Consider the following 21,556-nt stretch of genomic DNA (forward strand, 5'->3'; position numbering starts at 1 on the left):
CATTCCATGAATAAAACAGGCATTATAGAAAGTTGGCTGGTGAATAGAAACGGCAGGACTAACTCTCATGGATACAATAATGAAAACAGTAAATTGGTAGAGGGAGTAACAATGAGATTAACAGGCAAAGATGTCATGCATGCCAATACCACGCAATAACTCATCTTTTACCTACTGGCATTATATAAAGAGGGGTTTCTTCTTTAGGAAGTGCAAGTATTGCTCTAAAAGCGGGCTCATCCAAAGCCCCTATGATAACGGTTCCAAGCCCTAGAGCGGTGACTTGTAAGCACACGTTTTGTGCCGCATGTCCAATTTCCATATGCACATATTGCTTGCCGCGATTGCCATATTTCTTTGTAGTTCTGGCATACACAGCAGTCATTACTAGATTAACTGGTGCAAATTTTATCGCATTTTGCTGCAGAGCGGCTGCTGTTAACGCGGTTCGCTTATCGCCTTTGACCATGAGTTGTAGCGCATGTTCTGCTGGTAAATAATGATAGACCCCCGTCGGTAAACCACGAACGTTGCCACTAACCAAGTAAATTTCCAAGGGGTACAATGCACCTGCGGAAGGTGCTGTACGAAATCCCTCTGGCGAAGTGATACCTTGTGCCGCCCAGAGTAATTGTGATACTTGCTGCAACGTTATAGCATCCTCTTTATATTGTCTTATCGACCGGCGCTGTTTGAGTGCTTGTTCAAGGGAGGTGGTACTGTCATAAAGGGGGGCGGGCAATTTTATTTTGGTCTCAGCGGTCACTCGTGAGGAAGGACTTGGTTTATTAATCTCTGGTATAAACAGACTTAAAATCATCATTCCCGCAATGACAAAGAATAGTATCCAAAGCTTTTTCCTTGAACTATTAGTCCAGTGCATATCTATTTCCCTTAGATGATGTTGTCAGCAAAATCTGAAATATTATTGCCTTGACTTATTTTTGACAGACGACTGACCAATTAACCGCCTGTAAAACACGCCCTCGTGTTCACAAACTCACATGATTTTCTTGCGCTAACCATTCTTTGATTTCACGCTGAGAATCGTTAATCACCTGAATTAATTGATGGTATAATTGTTCTAGCTTGTGAGTGTGGCCCGCTTTATGATAACGCTCTAAATACTGACAAGCATATTTAAGTCGAATTGTTCCACAATAAACTGCGCCGCTTTTAAGCTTATGGGCTAAATCTTCAATCTTATCCCAGTTTTGCTCATTATAGGCGCTTTGAATTTTTAGTGAATCTCCAGGAAGTTCCTGATTTAACATCAATGAAAGCAACTCTCGAAGTACATCTTCATTACCAAGATTAGTTATACCTGTTTCCAGATCAAACAGTGGATAATGATCTAGAAGAAAGAGTTCGTCTTCTGTTTCAGGCAAATCGACGCCTAACGTTTTAGTTTTTTGTATGTTGCATGATTTAATAAATTGATTGATTACCGTTTGTAATGTTGCTAATTGAATTGGTTTACTGATGACCATATTCATGCCTGCCTGTAAGGATTCTGGCTTGGCAGCTATTAAGCCATGTGCGGTTAAGCCGACAATAGGGATAGAGGGTAGACTATTGTCAGTTTCCCACTTGCGGATGGCTCGAGCTAACTCGTTACCTGACATGCCAGGTAAGCCAATATCCGTAAGAATTAAATCAAAATGTTGAGAGGTAGCTAGTTTAAAGGCTTTTTCACCATCCGTCGCTGAAACAAAGCGACAACCCGTTTGTTGCGTAATGGTTTCTACAATTTTCAAAGCAATTAAATTGTCTTCTACCAATAAGAGGTAAGGCGAGTCGCTATCAGCGGGCAGCTCTAAACTAGAGTTTGAGGGTTGAATGTTGATCGGTTCTTTTGAAGAGGAGGTATTGGCAGGTTGAATAGGCTCAGAAATAACGGCATCTTCTTTTTTTCCGATAGCCATCGATAAGGTGAAATAAAAGGTAGTTCCCTTTCCTTCCTCGCTTTCTAATTGAATTTTGCCGCCTAGAAGAGAAACGTACTTTTCAACAATGTGTAATCCCACGCCATGGCCATGATATTCTCCTTTATAAGAAGGGGAGATGCGATAAAATCGTTCAAAAACCTTGGATTGTAATTCTTTAGGAATACCAGTGCCTGTATCCGTGATTCTAAAATCAAGCTCTATGCGTTCATTAGTCTTTGAACGCTGGGAAATGCCTATTAGGACGCGTCCATTTTCTGTAAATTTTATTGCGTTACCCACTAAGTTAAGTAGAATCCGGTGTAATTTAAACCGATCTGAGACAAGAAACTGAGGGATTTGTTGATCAATTTTCACCTCTAAATTTAAGTTTTTCTGGTAGATCATAGGCTGTTCCAGCCGAACAATACCTTCAATACTTTGGCGAAGATCGAACGTTTCCTGATGGATATCTTCTTCACTGACCTGTTCAGCAGAAACGACATCTAAAACGCCATTAAGTAATTTTAATAATTGCTCACCACTTTCATTAACCCAACGTGCATACTGTTTTTCTTGAGGATTACCGGCACCTTCTTCCAGGAACTTGGACATCCCAATAATACCACTTAAGGGTGTACGGATATCATGACTCATGTTTGCTATAAATTCTGTTTTTGCCTGATTAGCCGTCTCGGCTAATAGTCTCGCTTCTTTTAAAGCCGTGATATCGACCGAAATTCCTGCAACCCCCACTACTTTACCTGTATTATCTCGCAGTGGGACGCGACTTGTTAAAAGGTTTAACACGGTATTGTTAATATGAGGAATAGGGGGATCTTCAATACCAAAAATGGGCTGACCTGTCGTCATAACGTGTAGATCATCATTTTTTAATTTTTCAGCAAGACCATTAGGCCAATTGCATAACACTGCAAGCTCCTCATAGGATTTTCCTTTGAACTGCTCACGAGTCATGTTTAGCATAGATAATACATTTTGGTTGCAGCCTAACATTAAGCAATCTTTATCCATCCAGTAAACATTACACGGCATATTCTCAATAAGGGTTTCCAAGCGAAATATTTCGTTATGCTGTTTTTTAATTTCATAATTAGTTGTTTGCAAAATTAGGAAATTGGTATCATTAATTTTGATTCGCTCAATAAGCCATGTCAGACTGAGTTCCTCTCCTGCATTCGCGGGAATGGAGTGAATTAAGTTCGCGCCCAAAAAACGCTGCCAGTCCTGTTTGGAAAAACAATTTTTAGTAGATTGAAGACAGAATTCATTAAACGATTTACCTAGCGCTTCCGCTGCTGGGCAATTAAATAATTTTTCAGCTATGGGATTATAAATCACAATCCTCGATTCATGGTCTAAAAGAATGATGGCTTCCTGACTATGCGCCACGAGAAACTGCGCGAGTTGATTATGAATAATTAAGTCGTTGTGATCGATTTTCACGCTAGTATGTTATCCTTATGCCATTTTGGTAAGTAACAAAGTAATAAGTACTCGGAGTTTTCCTGGTAATCAATTTATTGTATTTCTTTTGAATTATATACCATTGAGGATCCTAATATGGAGATAACCACCTGCCTTATTGGTGAAGATAGTTTAGTTATTCAGTGTGGTGATCAACTTTTATCTCGCAATCATCGCATACACTTGGTTATTTCGCCACTGCACAGTGTTCAAGAGTGGGCTGAAGAACATGGAATTTCCTGGATCGCCAGTATTGATAAGCTTGCAAATATCGAGCCTTTTCAGGTTGATTATTTGTTCAGTATTGTGAATAGTCGCATTTTATCAAAATCAATTCGAAATTTAGCCCGCTGTTATGCCATTAACTATCATGATTCACTTTTACCTAAATTTGCAGGTCTGAATTCTACCTCCTGGGCACTTGTTCACAACGAAAAAGAGCATGGTGTCACCTGGCATATCATGAATGACAAGATTGATGAGGGGGAGATTGTTTATCAACAGTCCTTGCCAATCCATCCTAATGATACGGTGCTTACATTAAATTTGCGTTGTTATGAAAATGCGATTTCATCCTTTACTCAGATGATTAAGCTTATCGAAGCCGGTTTGCTTGCACCTAGAAAGCAAGTGCTTGATAAGCGGAGTTATTTTGCTGCAAATCATCATTTACCGTGTTTTGGATTTATTGATTGGCGGCTTTTTTCAGCCAAAACGATTGAGCGCATCACGCGAGCTTTATCCATTCAAAAATATAGTAATCATGTTGGCACCTTAAAATTACTGGCAGACAGGGACTACGCGATTGTTTCCCAGGTTGAACTGGTAAGCGCTCCCAACACCGCTGAGAATAAATTAGGTACAATCCTGGCTATTGAAGAAAACGGCCTTGTAGTTAGCACAGTAGGTCAACCCATTAAATTTGTTGAATTACTCTCCTTGGCAGGTGAGCCAATTTCAATTAAAGATTGGGTCAATAGTCATGGCCTGCAAGTTGGGCAAGTCTTACCTTACTACAGGGTAAAAGATATAGAAGCGCAAAGGAAATACCACAGCTCTGCATTAGCTAACGAGCGCTATTGGATTAGTAAAATAAAAGCGATATCTGAGCATAATACTTTTAATCTACAGCGTCTCAAACAATCGATGGAATTTGAACGTTTGGAAACATCCATTAGCTTAAATGACATCTTCCCCAGCAAACAATTTGATAACAAGGTAGAACTGCTATTAACAGCCATATTAATCTATTTGTATCGCCTAAATAACCAGGAACAGCTATCAATTTCAATTGTTCAGCCTGAGTATAATCATCTTCAAGAGCAATTCGGCCCTTTATTTTCAGGGTTTTTACCGTTGCTTTTCCATAAAGAAAATGATTTTTCATTTCAAGAGGCACTTGAGTCGGTAACCAAATCATTGGTCGAACTCGATAAGCGCTCTGTATTTCTGAGTGATATTGCTGCAAGACACCCTGAGTTGAAAGGAAGTCAAATGGAATCAGGGATTGTTATTAATCTTTCAGGGGCTAATAAAGAGTATCCTTGCCAAACGGAAACGGTGCTTTATTTTAATTTGGATCCGGATAGAGGTAAAATTGAGATTCTGCATCGTATGGAGCTAAACAGAGATGATTCGTTACTGAAAGAACTCATGTCGCATTGTACCCAGCATCTCGTTAATATTCTTATCCAGTTAATTAATCACCCTTTTGTTAGTGCAAGAAAGTTTTGCTTTTTGACACAAGCTGAACGTTACAACTTATTGCAGGTATGGGGAAAAGGAAAGACGAGATACCTGCCTGAAAAATCACTGGTAATGCTTTTTGAAACCCAAGTGGCAAACAATCCAGACAAGGTAGCTGTTTATTTCAATCATTTATCAGTCACTTACTTGGAGCTGAATGAACTCGCTGAGCGGGTTGCCAATCGCATACGGCAGCGACAACTTCCTCCACAACACTTTATCGGATTGTACCTTCAGCGAAGTATAGAGATGCTTGCTGTGATACTAGGGATTTTAAAGGCCAATTGTGCCTATGTTCCTCTGGATACCAAATATCCTTTACTGAAAATAGAACAAATTGTTGAAGATGCTAATCTTTCTTGCCTTTTTATCCAGCAAAAATCAGTGGAACAATTTAACGATTTTTTCAAGCAAAAAGAGAAAAAGGTTGAGTTGTTAACCGTCGAGGCTATTTTATCGACTCCGCAAAAGGCCTGCGAGCAGGTACCAGACGGTTTAACCATAACAAACAAGATTGCTTATATTATGTTTACTTCGGGTACAACAGGAAGGCCAAAGGGGGTTGTTGTCACCCATAAAAACATTATTAATTATTGCAAGTGGTTCACTGAGACAACCCATTTTGATGAAAAATGTACTATTGATTTCTCGTCATCCATTGCGTTTGATCTCTCGGTGCCTTGTACCCTTGCTCCTTTATTAGTGGGGGGGGCCATTGCTATAGCCACTGATGCCCAAAAAACAAATCCACAACTTTACCTGACCCATCTTAAAAAGCACCTGGTCACTCATGCGGAGTTAACCCCTGGTTATCTTGAAATGTTGCTGAATTACCCTCAGGAAGTAATTGATTTGGTTCATTTACGTTATTTGTTACTCGGGGCTGATGTGGTTTTAAGTACTGATGTGAAACGATGGTTATCGTTATGCCCTCACCATCAGGTCATCAATGAATATGGTCCTACAGAAACGACGGTGTCAGTCACTTCTTATTTTGTGAATAAGGATGAGTTGGATAATGGAACCTCAGTTCCGATTGGCCAACCGGCTTTTAATTCGACCGGTTATGTTCTCGATCAATACAAAAATCTCTGTCCTTTTGGTGTAAAAGGAGAGCTATATATTGGTGGAGCTCAAGTAACCAAAGGTTATCTGAATCGGCCTGACCTAACACAAGAGAAGTTTATCCATGTGGATTTCACCAAGCCCAATGAAGTGCTTTATCGTACAGGCGATATGGTGTGTTGGTTGCCAGGTGGAAGTTTGCAGTTTTTTGGAAGAAATGATCACCAAGTCAAAATTCAGGGTTACCGTATCGAATTACCGGCTATTGAATCGATTTTGGTTAAATTTCCTGGAATTCATCAAGCAGTGGTTGTCGTGATGCGAGGAAAATCAAAAGAAGCTTATTTGCGAGCCTATTTGGTGACTGATAAAAAGCCAAAAACCAGCAACGAATTAAGGGAGTATTTGGCTGACTATCTGCCTGGCTATATGATACCGCGCGAATTTTGTGTCATAAAATCAATTCCTTTAAAAGAGAATGAAAAAATAGATTTTACTTCATTAGAACGGCAAGGATTTCAACTTTTACGATTTAATGAACAAGATACAATTGATGCATTAACACCCCACGAAAAGGAAATCAAAGGAATTTGGGAGCAAATTTTTCACAGGAAGGTCCATTCTGCCCAGGAGGATTTTTTTGCCATGGGGGGCGATTCACTCACGGCTTTGCAGCTCATATCCACTTTAAAAACGCATTACAATTTAAATTTGCCCCTGCAATTAGTGTTTGAGTATCCAACTATTTCAAGTTTAGCGACCAAAATTGATGAGTTTTTAGCGAGTAAACGTTCAGAAAAGCATTTTTCTATCAAAGCAAACCCTTTAATTAAATTGGCAACCGGTAAAGACGAGCCGCCTTTGTTTTTAGTGCACCCCGTGGGTGGTTCAGTCTTTTGGTATAAGCAATTAGCTTCATATTTGCATGGTAAATACACTGTTTATGGTATTCAGGATCCTAATCTGGATGGAATGCTTCTTCGCTTTAACGCTTTGGAGGAGATGGCCAGTTTTTATTTGCAGGAAATAAAAAAAGTGTATTCAGGTGATCAATACTGCCTGGGAGGAGCCTCATTCGGCGCTACAGTTGCTTTTGAAATGGCAAAACAACTCGTCAATGAAAAAAAATCCATTCAATTTCTAGGGTTGTTCGATGGGTGGGCTCATTATCCTCATGACTTAATGCAGGAAGATACATCCATATTCTTAAGCCAGACAGAAGATAATCAATCCACGATCAATAACAAGACAAAAGAGTCTTTATATGAATTGGAACAATATCGAAAGACGTTATTACTCAATTATAAACTCTCTTCCTTGAAGGCGGATGTGACCTTATTTAAGGCAAGTGAATTATGGCCTTCATTTAAACTCATTGATGACTTTAATAATGGTTGGCGTCCTTATGTTGAGGGTGAAATTAAGCAGTATGCGATATCTGGGAATCATGAAACCATGTTTTTTGAGCCCTATGTCCAGCGATTAGTAGAATGTCTTTCCATGAAAATATAATGGCTTACCTGGCTAATGAGGATTAATTAATCTCAGGTCACTGGTTAATAAACGTCCATTATTGAGTGTTGCCTTAAAGCAGGTCTGGACAAATTCTTGGATAGGTTTTACCGCCAAAATTAATTCAGGTGCCCAGGGTTCTCAGGATGAACTCACCATGGGGTTTTCCAGCTGTTTTTGATAGTCGCGCCACTGGGGCATAAATCGGGTCATTAACGCATGGAAACGCTTATTGTGGCTAGCTTCCAATAGATGAACCATTTCATGAACTAAAACATATTCCAGGCAAACCAAGGGTTTTTTAATCAGATTAAGATTCAGCCAGATTCGTTGCGCACGGACGTTGCAAGAGCCCCAGCGGGTTTTCATTAGTTTGATTCCCCAGCTGTTCACGTTTACCCCGATTATTGGTTCCCATTTCTGTAGTAGTTGGGGTAAAACTGCTTTCATTTGTTCTCTGTACCAGCTTTTTAACAGGACTTCTCTAATGGTTACCGTTGAATCAGCTTTGGTAAAACAGTGGATAAAGCGGTCATCGATAACGATTTTTGCCTGTTGACTATTCTCGTGAATAACGAATGCAAATGATTTACCTAAAAAATAATGATGTTCGCCTGATTCAAAACGAGGGCTGGGTTGGGGGGGATTTTGAGTTAAACGGGCTCGCTGGGCATGAATCCAGGCGCTTTTGGCTTCCAGCTGCCGGTGAATCAGGGCCATAGAAAATCTTAATGGTACGCTGACCCTGACCTCACCATGAGGCGGATATATACGTAGATGTATGTTTTTTATCGGTTTTCTTATGATGTTTATAACAATCCCATCAATTTCAAGTTGATTGTGCGACATAGAAGCAAGTAATAAAAAACAAGAAAGGGTAGTTATAAATTGATGAGGGTAGATAGTCAATTGATTAGTGGACCTTATGGTCTTTAGCTTGGGAAATAGGAAGCGATGAATCAGGACTTACGAAAAAAGTCGAGACAAAATTTTAACGAAGAGATCGGAGTTTTTCGTAAGTTCTGTGAATCTATCAGAAGCGCTCATCAGGGACACAAGGACTATCGACATATTCACCGTTTATTTTCAATACCATATTCACGCTGGCACGATGGTAGCGAACTAATTGTTCGTATTGGGCGGGGGTCAGATAGCCATAACTGTTACCACAATAAACCAGTGAATGGGCGGCGCGCGAAGATTTAACTTGTATGGGGATATCACAATCCCAACGAAAGCGTGTCAAATCACAGTTAGCAAAGGCTGTGCTCAATGGCAGTATAAACAGAAGCGACGCTAGATTGATTGTTTTCATAGACTAACACTCCGTTGTTCTATTCTAATATTATCGGCTATTACGCAGAATTCTGATAGTGAAGCATGCTTGAACTATGCCAAGTTAGTAAACGATTCCTTCATGGCGTAGTAGATCTGTTTTGTAATGCAGAGCGGTAGTTTGCCCCATATAGCCGCCACAGTTGGTTTTGCCAACTACACGATGGCAAGGAATAAACAAGGCTAAAGGATTACTTTTACAAGCCTGGCCAATAGCACGGGGACTTGATTGCAATGTCTTTGCCAATTCACCATAGGTAAAGGTGCGGCCTACGGGAATAACCAGTAAAGCATTCCAAACCCGCTGCTGATAGAGAGTACCTTGTGGTTTTAATGGCAATTGAAAACGATAGTGAGGGTTTTGGAAATAATGATCGATTTCCATCGCAATGGTGTTGGTCAGTTGATTAACTAGCTTGCTGGAAGTGGGCGATTCAGTAAAATTTGCGCGGTGGATATAATGCTCATCGTACTCAACTTCAAGCCAACCAACAGGTGTACTGAATTCGGTGACGATGAGCATTTTGGTCCGCAATTAACTTTCTTTTTTGCTAGTCAATTTTTCTTTGATACGTGCTGCACGGCCAGCTAAATCACGCAGATAATATAGCTTGGCACGACGAACATCACCACGACGCTTAACAGTAATGCTGTCTACAACAGGACTGTAAGTTTGGAATACGCGCTCAACACCAACGCTGTGAGAAATTTTTCGAACCGTGAACGCAGAATTTAAACCGCGGTTGCGTTTAGCAATGACAATACCTTCGAAGGCCTGTAAACGCTCGCGTGTACCTTCTTTTACTTTTACTTGTACTAAAACGGTATCACCTGGACTGAAATCAGGAATATTTTTGCCTTGCATTTGTTCGGCATTTAATTGGTCAATAATGTTCGTCATGGTCACTCCTCAAATGGGTATTCCTTTTAATCAGGAACCACCGTGTTCGCGTTTAAACTCGACAAGCAACTGCTTGTCCGTATCACTTAACTGTATTTTCTCTAATAAATCCGGACGTTTCAGCCAGGTTTTACCCAGCATTTGTTTTCTACGCCAGCGCTCAATATCTCGATGATGGCCACCTAATAATACTGGCGGAACATCTAAACCGTTAATAGTAGCTGGTCTAGTGTAATGTGGACAATCCAGCAAACCATTCATAAATGAATCTTGTTCTGCAGAGCCCAAATGGCCAAGACTGCCAGGCAGAAGGCGTATAATCGCATCGATAAACACCATGGCTGCCAATTCACCACCACTTAAAACAAAATCTCCTAGCGACCATTCTTCATCAACATCATGTGTAATGATCCGCTCATCAATTCCTTCATAGCGTCCTGCTATAAAAAGCAGGGGCCGTTTGCTTGCTGCCACTTCATTCAAATCAAACTGGCGAACTACTTTCCCTTGTGGACTCAAATAGATGGTCTTACAAGAGGTCGGCAACTGAGTCTTTGCATGCTTAATTGCTGCATGTAAGGGCTCATACATCATGACCATACCCGGACCACCGCCATAGGGTTTATCATCCACCTGACGATAGGGCCTTGTCGCCCACTCACGGGGATTCCAACAGTCTACCTTCGCTAACCCTTGCTCAAGAGCCCGTCCCACTACACCGTGGTGCAAGCCATCAAACATCTCGGGCATCAGTGTTATCACACCTAAATGCAGCATTATCTAAAAATCCGCATCCCAGTCAACTCTTATAAGATTTTGGCCAGGATTGATGTCCATAATAAACTGATCCGGTAAATAGGGAATCAAATATCGCTTTGTTCCTTCTACAACCAAAACATCATTGGCTCCAGTCGGCATTACTTCTTTTACCTTGCCAAAGGAGATTCCTTGCAGATTAACAACCTCCATTCCAACAAGTTCATGCCAGTAATATTCGCCTGGTTTAAGTGAAGGAAGTTGAGTGCGACTAATCGCGATATCACTATTAGTCAGGTTAGCCGCCTGCTCTCGTTCGCTATAACCTTCAATCTGGGCAAGAATCAATTTATCGTTGACTTCTATGTGCAATACGCTAAGTGGTTGCCATTGTTTGCCTATATAGGCATGCCAATCTGTATAACGCAGGATATTATCACGAGGCTCGGTGAATGAATGAACAATAACGAGCCCTTTAATTCCATGCGCACGACCAAAACGACCAACAACAACCCAATCAGTAACCTTGTCCACGTTATTCAGCAGCAGCGCTCTTCTTGCTATATTCTTTGATTAAGGCACGAACGCGATCAGATAACTGAGCGCCACTATTTTGCCAATGAGTTAATTTGTCCATTTCAATCTGCAGGCGAACTTCTTGACCACGCGCAACAGGGTTGAAATAACCAATTCGCTCAATATAGTTACCATCACGACGTCGGCGACTGTCAGTGACAACCATATTGTAAAAAGGACGCTTCTTTGCGCCAGCTCTTGATAAACGTATAACGACCATTGTTTTCCTCTACTTAGAGTGGTTACGTAAAAATGCCGTGTATTGTACGAAAATTAATTCGGCATGGGAAGTGATTACAGGAATTATTTCATATCATCGGGAAACAGCCCCTTTAAACCAGTCATGCCGCCCATCCCGCGCATTATTTGTTTCATGCCGCCTGGCTTGGTGAATTTCTTCATCATTTTTTGCATTTGTTCAAATTGTTTCAGCAGACGGTTAACATCCTGAATTTGAGTACCTGAACCAGCTGCGATGCGTTTTTTTCGTGAGCCGACAATAATTTTAGGAATACGGCGCTCTTTGGGGGTCATGGAATTTATAATAGCGACAGTTTGTGCCATGGCCTTGTCATTGACTTGGCTTATTGCTTGTTGTGGCAATTGACTCATGCCAGGCAATTTACTCATCATACTGGCAATACCACCCATATTGTTCATTTGGAGTAGCTGTTGTTTAAAGTCCTCCAAGTCAAACCCTTTTCCTTTTTTAAGCTTTTTGGCCAGTTTTTCGCTGGCTTGCTTATCTGCTTTACGCTCGACTTCCTCAATCAGGGTAAGAATATCTCCCATACCTAGAATACGTGAGGCTATTCGATCTGGATGAAAAGGTTCTAGCGGATCAATTTTTTCACCGCTACCCAAAAATTTGATGGGTTGGCCGGTAATGTGTTTAACCGAAAGTGCTGCTCCTCCGCGGGCATCACCATCTGTTTTGGTGAGAATGACACCGGTCAAAGGCAAGGCTTCATGGAAGGCTTTGGCTGTATTCGCAGCATCCTGGCCCGTCATGCTATCTACAACGAATAAAGTTTCTACCGGATTGACTGCTTTATGGAGTGCCTTGATCTCCGCCATCATCTCGGCATCAACATGTAAACGGCCTGCTGTATCAAAAATGACTACATCCATATATTGTTTTTTGGCGCTGTCCAAAGCTCTTTGGGCAATATCTAAAGGCTGTTGATGTGCTTCTGATGGAAAGAAAGTAACATCAAGTTGAGCAGCTAAAACTTTAAGTTGTTCAATGGCAGCGGGTCGGTATACGTCCAAACTCACTAACATGACTTTCTTATTTTCTGTTTCTTTTAGGTAGCGGGCTAATTTTGCACTACTGGTTGTTTTACCAGAGCCTTGCAAGCCTGCCATCAGGAATACTGCAGGAGGTTGGGTTTTAAAATTAAGCTCAGCGCGAGTATCACCTAAAATATGCACTAATTCATCATGAACAATTTTAACCAGCGCTTGATCGGGTTTTAAGCTCCCCTGGACTTCCTGACCAAGTGCCTTTTGTTTTACCTGCTCAATAAACTCTTTAATGACAGGTAAGGCCACGTCTGCTTCAAGCAACGACATACGCACTTCGCGTAGAGCATGTTGCATATTTTCTGGAGTAAAGCGACTTTGACCGCTAATCGTTTTAAAGGCTTGCGTTAAGCGTTCGGTTAAATTCTCAAACATGGTAATTACCTAATGCAAAAATTCTAACTATAGCACAGTGGCCAGGTTGCCAAAACTTTTATTGGCCAGGAAAGGCAGGATTGATTAATAAATTAGTCTCTTACTAATTTTTTTCATGCTTTTTAAGGGAATTGGCTATAGATCTTGTCTTTTTGATATGATGAACTAATTTTCTTTGCAATTACTTGGGGATATGTAGTGCATTTTTCTTTTTCTTTACCCACGCTTCTAATTGCTTTAGTGCTGCTGGTTTTATTATCAGCTTTTTTTTCTGGTGCAGAAATTGGCATGATGTCTTTAAACCGTTACCGTTTGCGCCATTTAGTCAAAAAAAATGATAAACAGGCTATACGTGTTAACCAAATGCTGGCTCGCCCCGACAAACTACTTAGTGTCGTGTTAATTGGTAATACGTTGGCGAATATAGTCGCCTCAACGCTAGCAACGCTTGTTGGCCAGCGTTTATATGGGGATGCTGGTGTAGCCATAGCGACTCTGATCCTAACATTGGTCATTCTCGTGTTTTCTGAAATGACGCCCAAGACCTTGGCCGCTTTGCATCCACAACAGGTTGCTTTTACTTCGTCTTTTCCGTTGCAAATTTTGCAAATTATTCTTGCTCCTTTGGTTCAAACAATCACATGGATCACCAATACTATTTTGCGTTTATTTGGCGTCACCCTTGATAAGGTACAAAAAGAAGCTTTATCCGGAGAGGAATTACGTTCAGTAGTCCATGAGGCAGGGGGGCTTTTACCTGTTGAGCATAAAAGTATGTTGATCAGTTTGCTTGATTTGGAGCAAGCAACTGTTGAAGACATCATGATTCCGACAGCGGATATTATTGGTCTTGATTTGGAGCAATCCTGGCATGACTTACTTGAGCAGTTAGAAACGGCACAGCATACCCGGCTTCCTCTTTATCGCGATACGATTGATAATCTGGTCGGTATGGTCCATGTGCGAAGTGTACTGAATTTGGCTTTAGAAGAACGTCTTGATATGGATAATTTATTAAAAATCGCCGATGCGCCTTATTTTATTCCAGAAGCAACCCCTCTTAATGTGCAGATTTTAAATTTCCAGAAAATGAAAAAACGCAGTTGTTTTGTGGTGGATGAATATGGTGAATTGTTGGGGTTGGTGACAATGGAGGATATTCTTGAGGAAGTCGTTGGCGAATTTACAACTGATATTGCAGCCTTGAGCAAGGACATTACCCAGCAAGAGGATGGGTCTGTTATTGTTGATGCCAGTATTACTTTACGCCATTTAAAGCGCTTACTGAACTGGCAGTTACCTTCCTTGGGACCGCGCACGTTGAGTGGTTTAATCATTGAGCATTTGGGCTATATCCCTCCACCGGATTGTTGTCTGCAAATCGAGAGTTTTCAAATTGAAATACTCATGGTCAGCGATAATATGATTAAAACAGTGCGTATGCTTAAGGTGAATAAGAAGAGGAAATAATAGGGCAGGTTACATTTCTACTATCTTGGAGCTTATGGTGCGATTTTCTGCGCTTCGCTGCTCACATACTGGTGCGTATGCTCTGCTGCGATGCTTGAATATCGCACCATAAGCACTCAAGCATAGCGAAATGTAAACAGCCTGACGTTAGTTATTTTATTTCTTCGTTTTCTTTGACAGCTAATACCCGTGCAGTAAATAAATAACCGCCATTTCTAATGGTTTTAATCAGGGCTGGTTTTTTGGCGTTGGGTTCAATTTTTTGCCTTAAGCGGCTAATTTGGACATCAATGCGCCGATCAAAAGGGGTCAAATCCGTATTTTTTGTGAGTTGAAGTAAAAATTCGCGGCCTAAAACACGTTGTGGTTGTCGTACAAAAGCCAGCAACAATTCATACTCACCTACGCTCAGTGGTAACTCTTGATTTTTATTATCAAAGAGTTGCCGTGAAGCGGGATAAAGTCGCCAGTTGGCAAAAAGAAAAACATTTTTTTCAGACTCTGCTTCTTGCGAAGAGCGTTGTACTCGTCTACTAATGGCAGAAATCCGGGCATGGAGTTCACGAGGATGAATGGGTTTGATCAAAAAGTCATCGGCACCGGCCTCTAGCATGCGCACACATATATTTTCGTTTGCTTGTTCGCTAATAATAATTAAAGGCACCTGAAAACGATGATATAAATTATCGATCTGGGCTGGATCTTCTTGAATAAGAGCCCAATTGATTAGCAATGCCTCAGGTTGACTAATATTCCCACTGAGTTGTGAGAGATCAGTTTGTTGTTCAATCTGATAATCAAATTTAGCAAAATATTCTAAAAGACGCCCATCTGGTGGAGCATTATCAATGATGAGCAGATATTTGCGATGCATGAATCATTCTCCGTCATGAATGCAAATCAATTCTATACTTGGCAGGATTATATACTGTTTATTATCAAATTTGTGATTTTTTAGTTGATTGCCTTTATTTTAATTGCAAGAATTTTTTTCCTCTGGCTATAACTATCACGCCTTCTGTTGTTTTCAACAGTCATTGCTAGTAATCACTGTTTCTAATTTGTAGAATAGAGCGCGTTTGTATACAGCGAATACTCATTATCAAATTTATAGCTTGAGGGGAAAAGCATGAATAAAATTATTGGCTTGTGTGGTTTAATAGTCTCTTTATTGTTGAGCAGCTGCTCGAAGGACATCGCGCCTGGTGATTACGATGTCAGTGAGGTTGGACGGTTAAAGAAAGTTGCTTCTGGTACAATCATTTCAAAACGGGCTGTTAAGTTTCATAGCAGAGATACTGCGAATAAAAAAACGGAGAAAGCACCTGGCAGTGAATACATTGATGGTGGCCGTGGCTATGTTTACGTGATTAAATTAAATAGTGGCGCCATTGTTTCTGTAGCTCAGGCAGAAGACTTAAACCTAAAAGTAAAACAACATGTTCTAGTTGTTTATGGTAAGAATACACGCGTACTGCCAGATAGCGGCACCGATAGTTAATTTTAGGGACTACAGCTGCCGAGAGGTATTTTGATGTACCTCTCGCTTACTAATTCTGGAATGATTTAAAGATAATCGTTTGTATTCGGGGCAGCTGTCATTTACCGACTCAATGAATCAATTACTTTGCTAAGGTGGTTGGGTAATCTTCAAGCGTGATTGAGTTGGCAGCACTATTAATTCGGTTTGTTCTCGCTAAATAAAAAATTCGATAAGATGACCTCGAAGTAGATGCATTAATTGTCCCGTTAGCCATGTGAATGAATTTTTTTCTTGTGGGCGTTAGGTTTGCATTGCTCTAAGACTGATGAAGGTCAGGAATAGGCCTCATTTATTTAGTTGATATCCAATAGATTTGGTTTAAGTTTTGATTTTGGATAAGAGGCGAGCTCATTTTTATAAAATTGCAGGAGCTGTTTTAACATTTCTGGAGCAGGAGAGGTTTGGGCAAATGATGAATCCAGGCTATCAGTCCATTTATCATCGCTTAGACGTAAAATCACAGTAATATATTGGAAGTCATCCGGGTATAAAGCAACAATCCAGTCATCATCAAGAATTGCGTATAGCTTCAGGGCATCTAATATGGCCAGTTTATCTTTACGTATTTGCAATTGCCCATTTTCTGGATTAACTCTATACAATAGTTTTCCTAATTTTCTGGCTTTTTCTCTTGAGACAATCTGATTAGGTAGTTCACCACTTTCCAGCATAAATACACGGTTATCAGGAGGCAGTTCGTGGTGAGTAAGCGCATTGAGTAATGAAATGCCATCAAAATTTTTCTTTAAAGGCAAATTTAAGAAGCTATAGATTGTTGGGGCTATATCAATCAAAGCCACCCGCCTGTCTATTTTGCCGGGAACAGTTATTAACTGTCCCTGATTAAAAATTTTAAAACCCAGCAGACAAAAAAATTGTGCCGGGCTAAGTAAATCTGAACCGTGTCCTGCACTCATTTCTAATGTTGTGGAAGTCTTGCGCTTGAAATAATCGCTTAATTTGTTTTCTTGCTTACCTTGATAGTTTGCGAGAGTAAGAGGGCGTGATCCTGGTTCGTAGAGGGCTTCCCCATGATCGCTGAGAACAATGATCAAACTATTTTGTAACAGATCAGCCTGTTGTAATGCAGTCAAGAACTTACCAATTTGTTCGTCTGCTTTATAAACGGCGTCTAGATACAGTTGTCCCCGTTCTTGCACAGAGTATTCATTTTTTACTTGGGCAGGGGAAGAAGCTGCCCAGGCGTAGGGCCAGTGAGGCAAGGTAAAGTGCACTGCCATAAAAAGAGGTGTTTGTGGGTTATGCTGTTTTATGAATTGATGTAGGACTCTATCAAAAGTACTCGGGTAATAAGAAAAATGACTGGAACGGTTAAGGTAATTATAAGGAAACAACCAGTGACTGATAGGAAGATTAATCAGTAAGTTACTTAAAGGAAAATCATTAAAAGTGCCTAAGAGCACATCATTGACACCCAGTTTAGGCCCTATCACTTTTTCAAAACCAAAATCGTTACTGATACTGCTAAACCGTCTATCATCAGTGGCAAAAACGGTTTGATAACCCAGGCTCTGCATAGTCCAGACAATGCTTTCCTTGCTTTTTACAAGGTCCGCTGGCATCAAATTATAACGGGCCTGGTGGTGCAGGGGATACATCCCTGTCAGGATACTTGCCCAGGCCGAATAGGTACGCGCCAGAGGGCTAACAGTTTCCTTGAATACGATACTCTGTTGTATAAATTGATCGAGATTGGGTGTATTGTGAGCACTCACTCGTTCAGGACTTAACGAATCAATACCAATCAGAAAAATATTCGGTGTGTTGGACGCAATCCCGTCGTGCTTTATTTGAGCTTTTTCATAACCAAGAAAAAATAATGTGCTTACACAAACTAGAAAAATACAGATGAAAATTATAGGGCGACGATGCCAAGCTTGCCATAAAGTATTTAAAATCAACAGGCCCAGTATCAGCAACGATAGGTAAAAGGTCATTTTGAGTAAAAGTGGCGGTAGCCCGGGTAAAAATAAACGACTGAAAGCGCTTAAAGGAAAGAAATAGCAATTAGCCGTCAGCAGGGCAGTCAGTGAGAGGCAAAAAACAATCACTTGCCAGCGCTCAAGCGCTTTTTTTGTGGGTAGATATTCTGCGATTCCCCAGAGCATGGCAGTTTGTAGGAGAGTTAAGAGCACATAAAGCAGAACTTGAATGATAAGCGCTGTTGCCAACTCGATATAAACACTGATAGGCAAGGGAATAGCTTTTAGAAAACTGCCTCCCTGGGCAAGGATATAAGCGAATTGTAAAACTAAAAAAACTAAATTGAATAAGGCGAAATTGGTACAGTAATCGCCTATACCCTCTCTTCTTTTCACGGCTGTGTGACTACTGTACTGTTTAGGTGCCAATTATAAACGTAACCATTGATCGTATTGATATGCTTAAGTTGGCTCAGTAGTGGTTCTTTGGCAAATTGTTTAATATGATTGATCACATCACGTTTTGTGCCACCGAAGTCTTCATTAAACCAATCATAGATCTTGGATACAATGAGCTTACCTTCAATAACCTGTACGCCTCGGAGTGAATTAATGTAGCCTCTGGCTGCCTCATTTAATTCTTGCTCAATTGTGGCACCATGATAGGCTTGCTTATTTAGATTGGCAGAGCCTATTGCTGCATTATTTATTGCATAGAGGGTTCTTGGATCATTCCAGATAGGGCGAATAATACGGTTTTGTATTTCATCAAGTGACAAAGGGGTATGATTGATCGTGATTAGCTTGGCTCCCCAAGGACCGATACTAAATAAACCGGGTGAAATATTGATTTCTTCGATACTTCCTACAGGATAGTAGTCCGCTACGATTTGGATAGTAAGGGCATTGTAGAGATTGAGCCAAAAAGCAAGTTGCTCATTTCGGTTATAGGCATCAATATCGATTTTAGCCATTTTTTCAATATAGGATTTTAGTAAATCGTAATCCGCTTCAGTGAGATTAGGATAGTCAACCAGATTAATGCCTTCTTCGTTGGTAATAATTCGTTTACTCAAAAATGTTTGCCAATCGTCATGTGCAATTGTTTCTGTTGATAAAGGGTTATTTACTTCCCAAATTGGCCAAAGGTTTTTGTGAAAAGTAGCGCTCATTCCATTGTTCATCAGGAATAAACAGACTAGCAGGCTAAAAACTTGTGTAAACGGCTTGATCTTAAACATTCACTCTGGCCCGATTTCTAAGTGCGCTACCGATGGTATTGCCGTCCAAAAACTCTAACTCGCCTCCAGAGGGGATCCCATGAGCTAATTGGCTCACCTGGACTGGGTGATCGCGCAGTAATTCGTGTATAAAATGAACGGTTGTCTGGCCTTCTATGGTGGGGCTTAAAGCAAGAATGACTTCTTTGATTTCTTCTTTAACAACCAATTCGCGCAATTTGGGTAATCCTATGTCATCTGGCCCCATGCCATCAAGGGGAGAAATTCTTCCCATCAGTACATAGTAACTGCCAGTAAACGCATTGCTTTGTTCAACTGCGAGCACATCAGCAGGATTTTCTACTATGCAGAGTGTCTTCAGATCCCTTGCGGGGTTTTGACAGAGTTTACAAAAATCCTGTTCGGTATAATTATTACAACGCTTACAATGATGGATAATATTCATTGCTTCTTCTAAGCAGGAAGCAAGGTGCAAGCCGCGCTGGCGTTGATGTTGCAATAAATGAAACACCATGCGCTGCGCGGATTTCGGTCCAACTCCGGGCAGACAACGCAAAGCGTCCACTAGGCGGCTTAGTGTGTCCATTATCCCTCTTATTCCTTATCTTCTTCCTTCAGGAAGTCAGTAGGAATATTGAGTCCTGCAGTTAACTGACTAATTTTTTCTTTCGATGCTTTTTCTACTTTTCGCACTGCATCATTAATCGCTGCTGCAACTAAATCTTCCATCATTTCAACCTCTTCGTCCATTAATGAAGGATTGATTTTGACTTCAGTAACATCATGACGGCCATTCATTTTTACTTTGATCATGCCACCACCTGCTTCACCATCAACGAGCAACTGACTCAGTTGTTGTTGGGCTTCTTGCATACGTTGCTGCATTTTTTGGGCTTCTTTCATCAAGTTGCCAAGATTTTGATTAATATCCATCTCTATTCTCTCGCTAGTTAAATGTAATAATTATAATCCATCTTTACTGGGTTCAATAGAATTTTGAACTAATTCGGCCGAAAATTCCTCTTTCAACTGGTGAAGGAATGGGTCATTTTGCAGGGCTATTTCTGCTTCTTGTTGACGCAAGCCTTGAGCAATCTGTTTTTTCTGGGCCGGCGATGATTGTACAGCTTCACCAGTACTTAGTACAATTTTAATCGATTCCTTATAATAGGTACCTAAAGCCTGTTCTAAACGACTTGTAACCGCGGGAGTAAATAAGGATTGGTGGCCTCTAGCAACCCGCAGCGTTATTTCACGCCCAGTTTTTGCTATTAGTTCAGCATTTTCAGCTGCATTGAGCGTTAGACCTGTCAACTTCAGTTGAGTTACGATCACACTCCAATCGTCAGATATCGTTAAGACAGATTCTTGCACAACAGGCTGCTGCAATGGTGTAGGTGGTTCTGGTTCTATTGTGCTTCTATTGTTTGCTTCAATAATAACCGGCTCTGCCTGCTTATCCGATTTAATCAACGGCAGACTGGAATTTTCCTCAAGCACCAGGGGTTTTTTAGCGGCTACTTCATAGGCTAGTGGTGGTGTATTCGCTTTTCCCGCTGGCTTGAATGTCAACATACGCAGCATGATCATTTCAAAACCAACAGCCAAGGTTGGGGCCAGATACATTTCTTCAGAGCCTTTAAGACCAATGTGATAAAATAATTGCACATCTTCCGGGCTAAAATGCTTGGCTAATACTTTGACTTCCAACTGGGTAGCTATGAGTGGATTTCCATCAGACAAAGTCTGTGTGACAGTGATTTGGTGCAGGTAATCCAATAAGGAGTCGAGCACATAGCGGAAATGTCCTCCTTCAACCGCAATTTGTCTGCTGACCTGAATAAGTTGTTGAGCGTCGAGTGCTGCCAGAGCATTTAAAAGTTGAATAGCATAGTCTTGTTGCGTATACCCCAGGATTGATTTTACTACCCGCGTTTGTAAGCAATCATCACTACTGGCAATTGCTTGATCGAGGAGACTCAAGGCATCGCGCATGCTTCCTTTAGCTACTTTGGCTAAAAGCTCTATAGCCTCTATTTCAAAGGGTAGCTGTTCTTCATTGAGAATATGTTGCAAATGCTGACTAATCAATTCTGAGGGTAAATGCTTGAGACTAAACTGCAGGCAGCGCGAAAGGACTGTAACAGGTAATTTTTGTGGATCAGTCGTAGCCAATAGGAATTTGACATGAGCTGGTGGTTCTTCCAGCGTTTTTAACAACGCATTGAAACTATGTTGAGAGAGCATATGTACTTCATCAATCAAGTAGATTTTGAAGCGACCGTTAGTTGGTGAGTACTGGACATTTTCCAATAGTTCGCGCGTATCTTCCACCCGTGTTCTGGAGGCGCCGTCAATTTCGATTAAATCGATGA

General features: G+C 40.8%; 19 protein-coding genes (1 of these 19 running past the window's edge). 3 read left to right on the forward strand and 16 right to left on the reverse strand.

Annotation, left to right across the window (positions count from 1 at the left end):
• Positions 1-160: 160 nt before the first annotated feature.
• Complete coding sequence (locus tag DYC89_RS02530) at positions 161-883, reverse strand: SagB/ThcOx family dehydrogenase (RefSeq protein WP_115220360.1); 723 nt, start codon at positions 881-883, stop codon at positions 161-163.
• Between the two features lie 109 nt (positions 884-992).
• A complete protein-coding gene (locus tag DYC89_RS02535; protein WP_115220361.1) occupies positions 993-3,392 on the reverse strand; it encodes an ATP-binding protein in 2,400 nt (799 codons plus the stop codon).
• A gap of 117 nt (positions 3,393-3,509) precedes the next feature.
• On the opposite strand from DYC89_RS02535, the gene DYC89_RS02540 reads away from it, so the two are divergent.
• Positions 3,510-7,736, forward strand: coding sequence for an amino acid adenylation domain-containing protein (locus DYC89_RS02540; RefSeq protein WP_115220362.1), 4,227 nt, complete (start codon positions 3,510-3,512; stop codon positions 7,734-7,736).
• 141 nt (positions 7,737-7,877) lie between these two features.
• Here the strand turns inward: DYC89_RS02540 and DYC89_RS02545 are convergent, their stop codons facing one another.
• The 8 genes from DYC89_RS02545 to ffh all read right to left on the reverse strand — a co-directional run bounded on the left by DYC89_RS02545 (position 7,878) and on the right by ffh (position 12,984).
• Positions 7,878-8,585: a M48 family metallopeptidase gene (locus tag DYC89_RS02545; protein ID WP_115220363.1), complete on the reverse strand. Its 708-nt coding sequence runs from the start codon at positions 8,583-8,585 to the stop codon at positions 7,878-7,880.
• A gap of 184 nt (positions 8,586-8,769) precedes the next feature.
• A complete protein-coding gene (locus DYC89_RS02550; protein WP_058443911.1) occupies positions 8,770-9,051 on the reverse strand; it encodes a hypothetical protein in 282 nt (93 codons plus the stop codon).
• A gap of 84 nt (positions 9,052-9,135) precedes the next feature.
• On the reverse strand, positions 9,136-9,594 hold the full coding sequence (locus DYC89_RS02555; protein WP_115222628.1) for a methylated-DNA--[protein]-cysteine S-methyltransferase: 459 nt from the start codon (positions 9,592-9,594) through the stop codon (positions 9,136-9,138).
• A 12-nt stretch (positions 9,595-9,606) separates the two neighbouring features.
• Entirely contained in the window at positions 9,607-9,972 is a 366-nt protein-coding gene (gene rplS, locus DYC89_RS02560) for a 50S ribosomal protein L19 (protein WP_115220364.1), read from the reverse strand.
• A 30-nt stretch (positions 9,973-10,002) separates the two neighbouring features.
• Positions 10,003-10,752 (reverse strand): tRNA (guanosine(37)-N1)-methyltransferase TrmD, encoded by a 750-nt coding sequence (trmD, locus tag DYC89_RS02565; RefSeq protein ID WP_181879438.1) that lies wholly within the window; start codon positions 10,750-10,752, stop codon positions 10,003-10,005.
• Positions 10,753-11,262, reverse strand: coding sequence for a ribosome maturation factor RimM (rimM, locus tag DYC89_RS02570; protein ID WP_115220366.1), 510 nt, complete (start codon positions 11,260-11,262; stop codon positions 10,753-10,755).
• Between the two features lies 1 nt (position 11,263).
• Complete coding sequence (rpsP, locus tag DYC89_RS02575; RefSeq protein WP_115220367.1) at positions 11,264-11,524, reverse strand: 30S ribosomal protein S16; 261 nt, start codon at positions 11,522-11,524, stop codon at positions 11,264-11,266.
• Between the two features lie 83 nt (positions 11,525-11,607).
• Positions 11,608-12,984, reverse strand: a complete 1,377-nt coding sequence (gene ffh / locus DYC89_RS02580; protein ID WP_115220368.1) for a signal recognition particle protein — start codon at positions 12,982-12,984, stop codon at positions 11,608-11,610.
• A gap of 198 nt (positions 12,985-13,182) precedes the next feature.
• On the opposite strand from ffh, the gene DYC89_RS02585 reads away from it, so the two are divergent.
• On the forward strand, positions 13,183-14,454 hold the full coding sequence (locus DYC89_RS02585; RefSeq protein ID WP_115220369.1) for an HlyC/CorC family transporter: 1,272 nt from the start codon (positions 13,183-13,185) through the stop codon (positions 14,452-14,454).
• 151 nt (positions 14,455-14,605) lie between these two features.
• On the opposite strand, the gene DYC89_RS02590 is transcribed toward DYC89_RS02585, so the two are convergent.
• Complete coding sequence (locus DYC89_RS02590; RefSeq protein WP_115220370.1) at positions 14,606-15,328, reverse strand: winged helix-turn-helix domain-containing protein; 723 nt, start codon at positions 15,326-15,328, stop codon at positions 14,606-14,608.
• Positions 15,329-15,583: 255 nt separating this feature from the next.
• Between DYC89_RS02590 and DYC89_RS02595 the strand changes: the two genes are divergently transcribed.
• Entirely contained in the window at positions 15,584-15,955 is a 372-nt protein-coding gene (locus DYC89_RS02595) for a hypothetical protein (RefSeq protein ID WP_115220371.1), read from the forward strand.
• Positions 15,956-16,290: 335 nt separating this feature from the next.
• Here the strand turns inward: DYC89_RS02595 and DYC89_RS02600 are convergent, their stop codons facing one another.
• The 5 genes in view from DYC89_RS02600 to dnaX are tightly spaced (at most 30 nt apart) and all read right to left on the reverse strand, a layout consistent with a single transcriptional unit that may run on beyond the window.
• Positions 16,291-18,336: a sulfatase-like hydrolase/transferase gene (locus tag DYC89_RS02600; protein WP_115220372.1), complete on the reverse strand. Its 2,046-nt coding sequence runs from the start codon at positions 18,334-18,336 to the stop codon at positions 16,291-16,293.
• Positions 18,333-19,181, reverse strand: coding sequence for a DUF547 domain-containing protein (locus DYC89_RS02605; RefSeq protein ID WP_115220373.1), 849 nt, complete (start codon positions 19,179-19,181; stop codon positions 18,333-18,335). Before DYC89_RS02605 ends, DYC89_RS02600 begins: the two co-directional genes overlap by 4 nt.
• Positions 19,174-19,767: a recombination mediator RecR gene (recR, locus tag DYC89_RS02610; RefSeq protein ID WP_115220374.1), complete on the reverse strand. Its 594-nt coding sequence runs from the start codon at positions 19,765-19,767 to the stop codon at positions 19,174-19,176. Before recR ends, DYC89_RS02605 begins: the two co-directional genes overlap by 8 nt.
• 8 nt (positions 19,768-19,775) lie before the next feature.
• Positions 19,776-20,114 carry a YbaB/EbfC family nucleoid-associated protein gene (locus DYC89_RS02615; RefSeq protein ID WP_058443935.1) on the reverse strand — a complete coding sequence of 113 codons (339 nt, stop codon included), beginning with the start codon at positions 20,112-20,114 and terminating at the stop codon, positions 19,776-19,778.
• Positions 20,115-20,144: 30 nt separating this feature from the next.
• On the reverse strand, positions 20,145-21,556 hold the 3' portion of the coding sequence (gene dnaX, locus DYC89_RS02620) for a DNA polymerase III subunit gamma/tau (protein ID WP_115220375.1). It continues 259 nt past the right edge of the window; 1,412 of the gene's 1,671 nt are visible here — the last part of the coding sequence; the start codon falls outside the window, past its right edge; it ends in the stop codon at positions 20,145-20,147.

It is taken from the genome of Legionella donaldsonii, from assembly GCF_900452385.1.
GTDB lineage: Bacteria > Pseudomonadota > Gammaproteobacteria > Legionellales > Legionellaceae > Tatlockia > Tatlockia donaldsonii.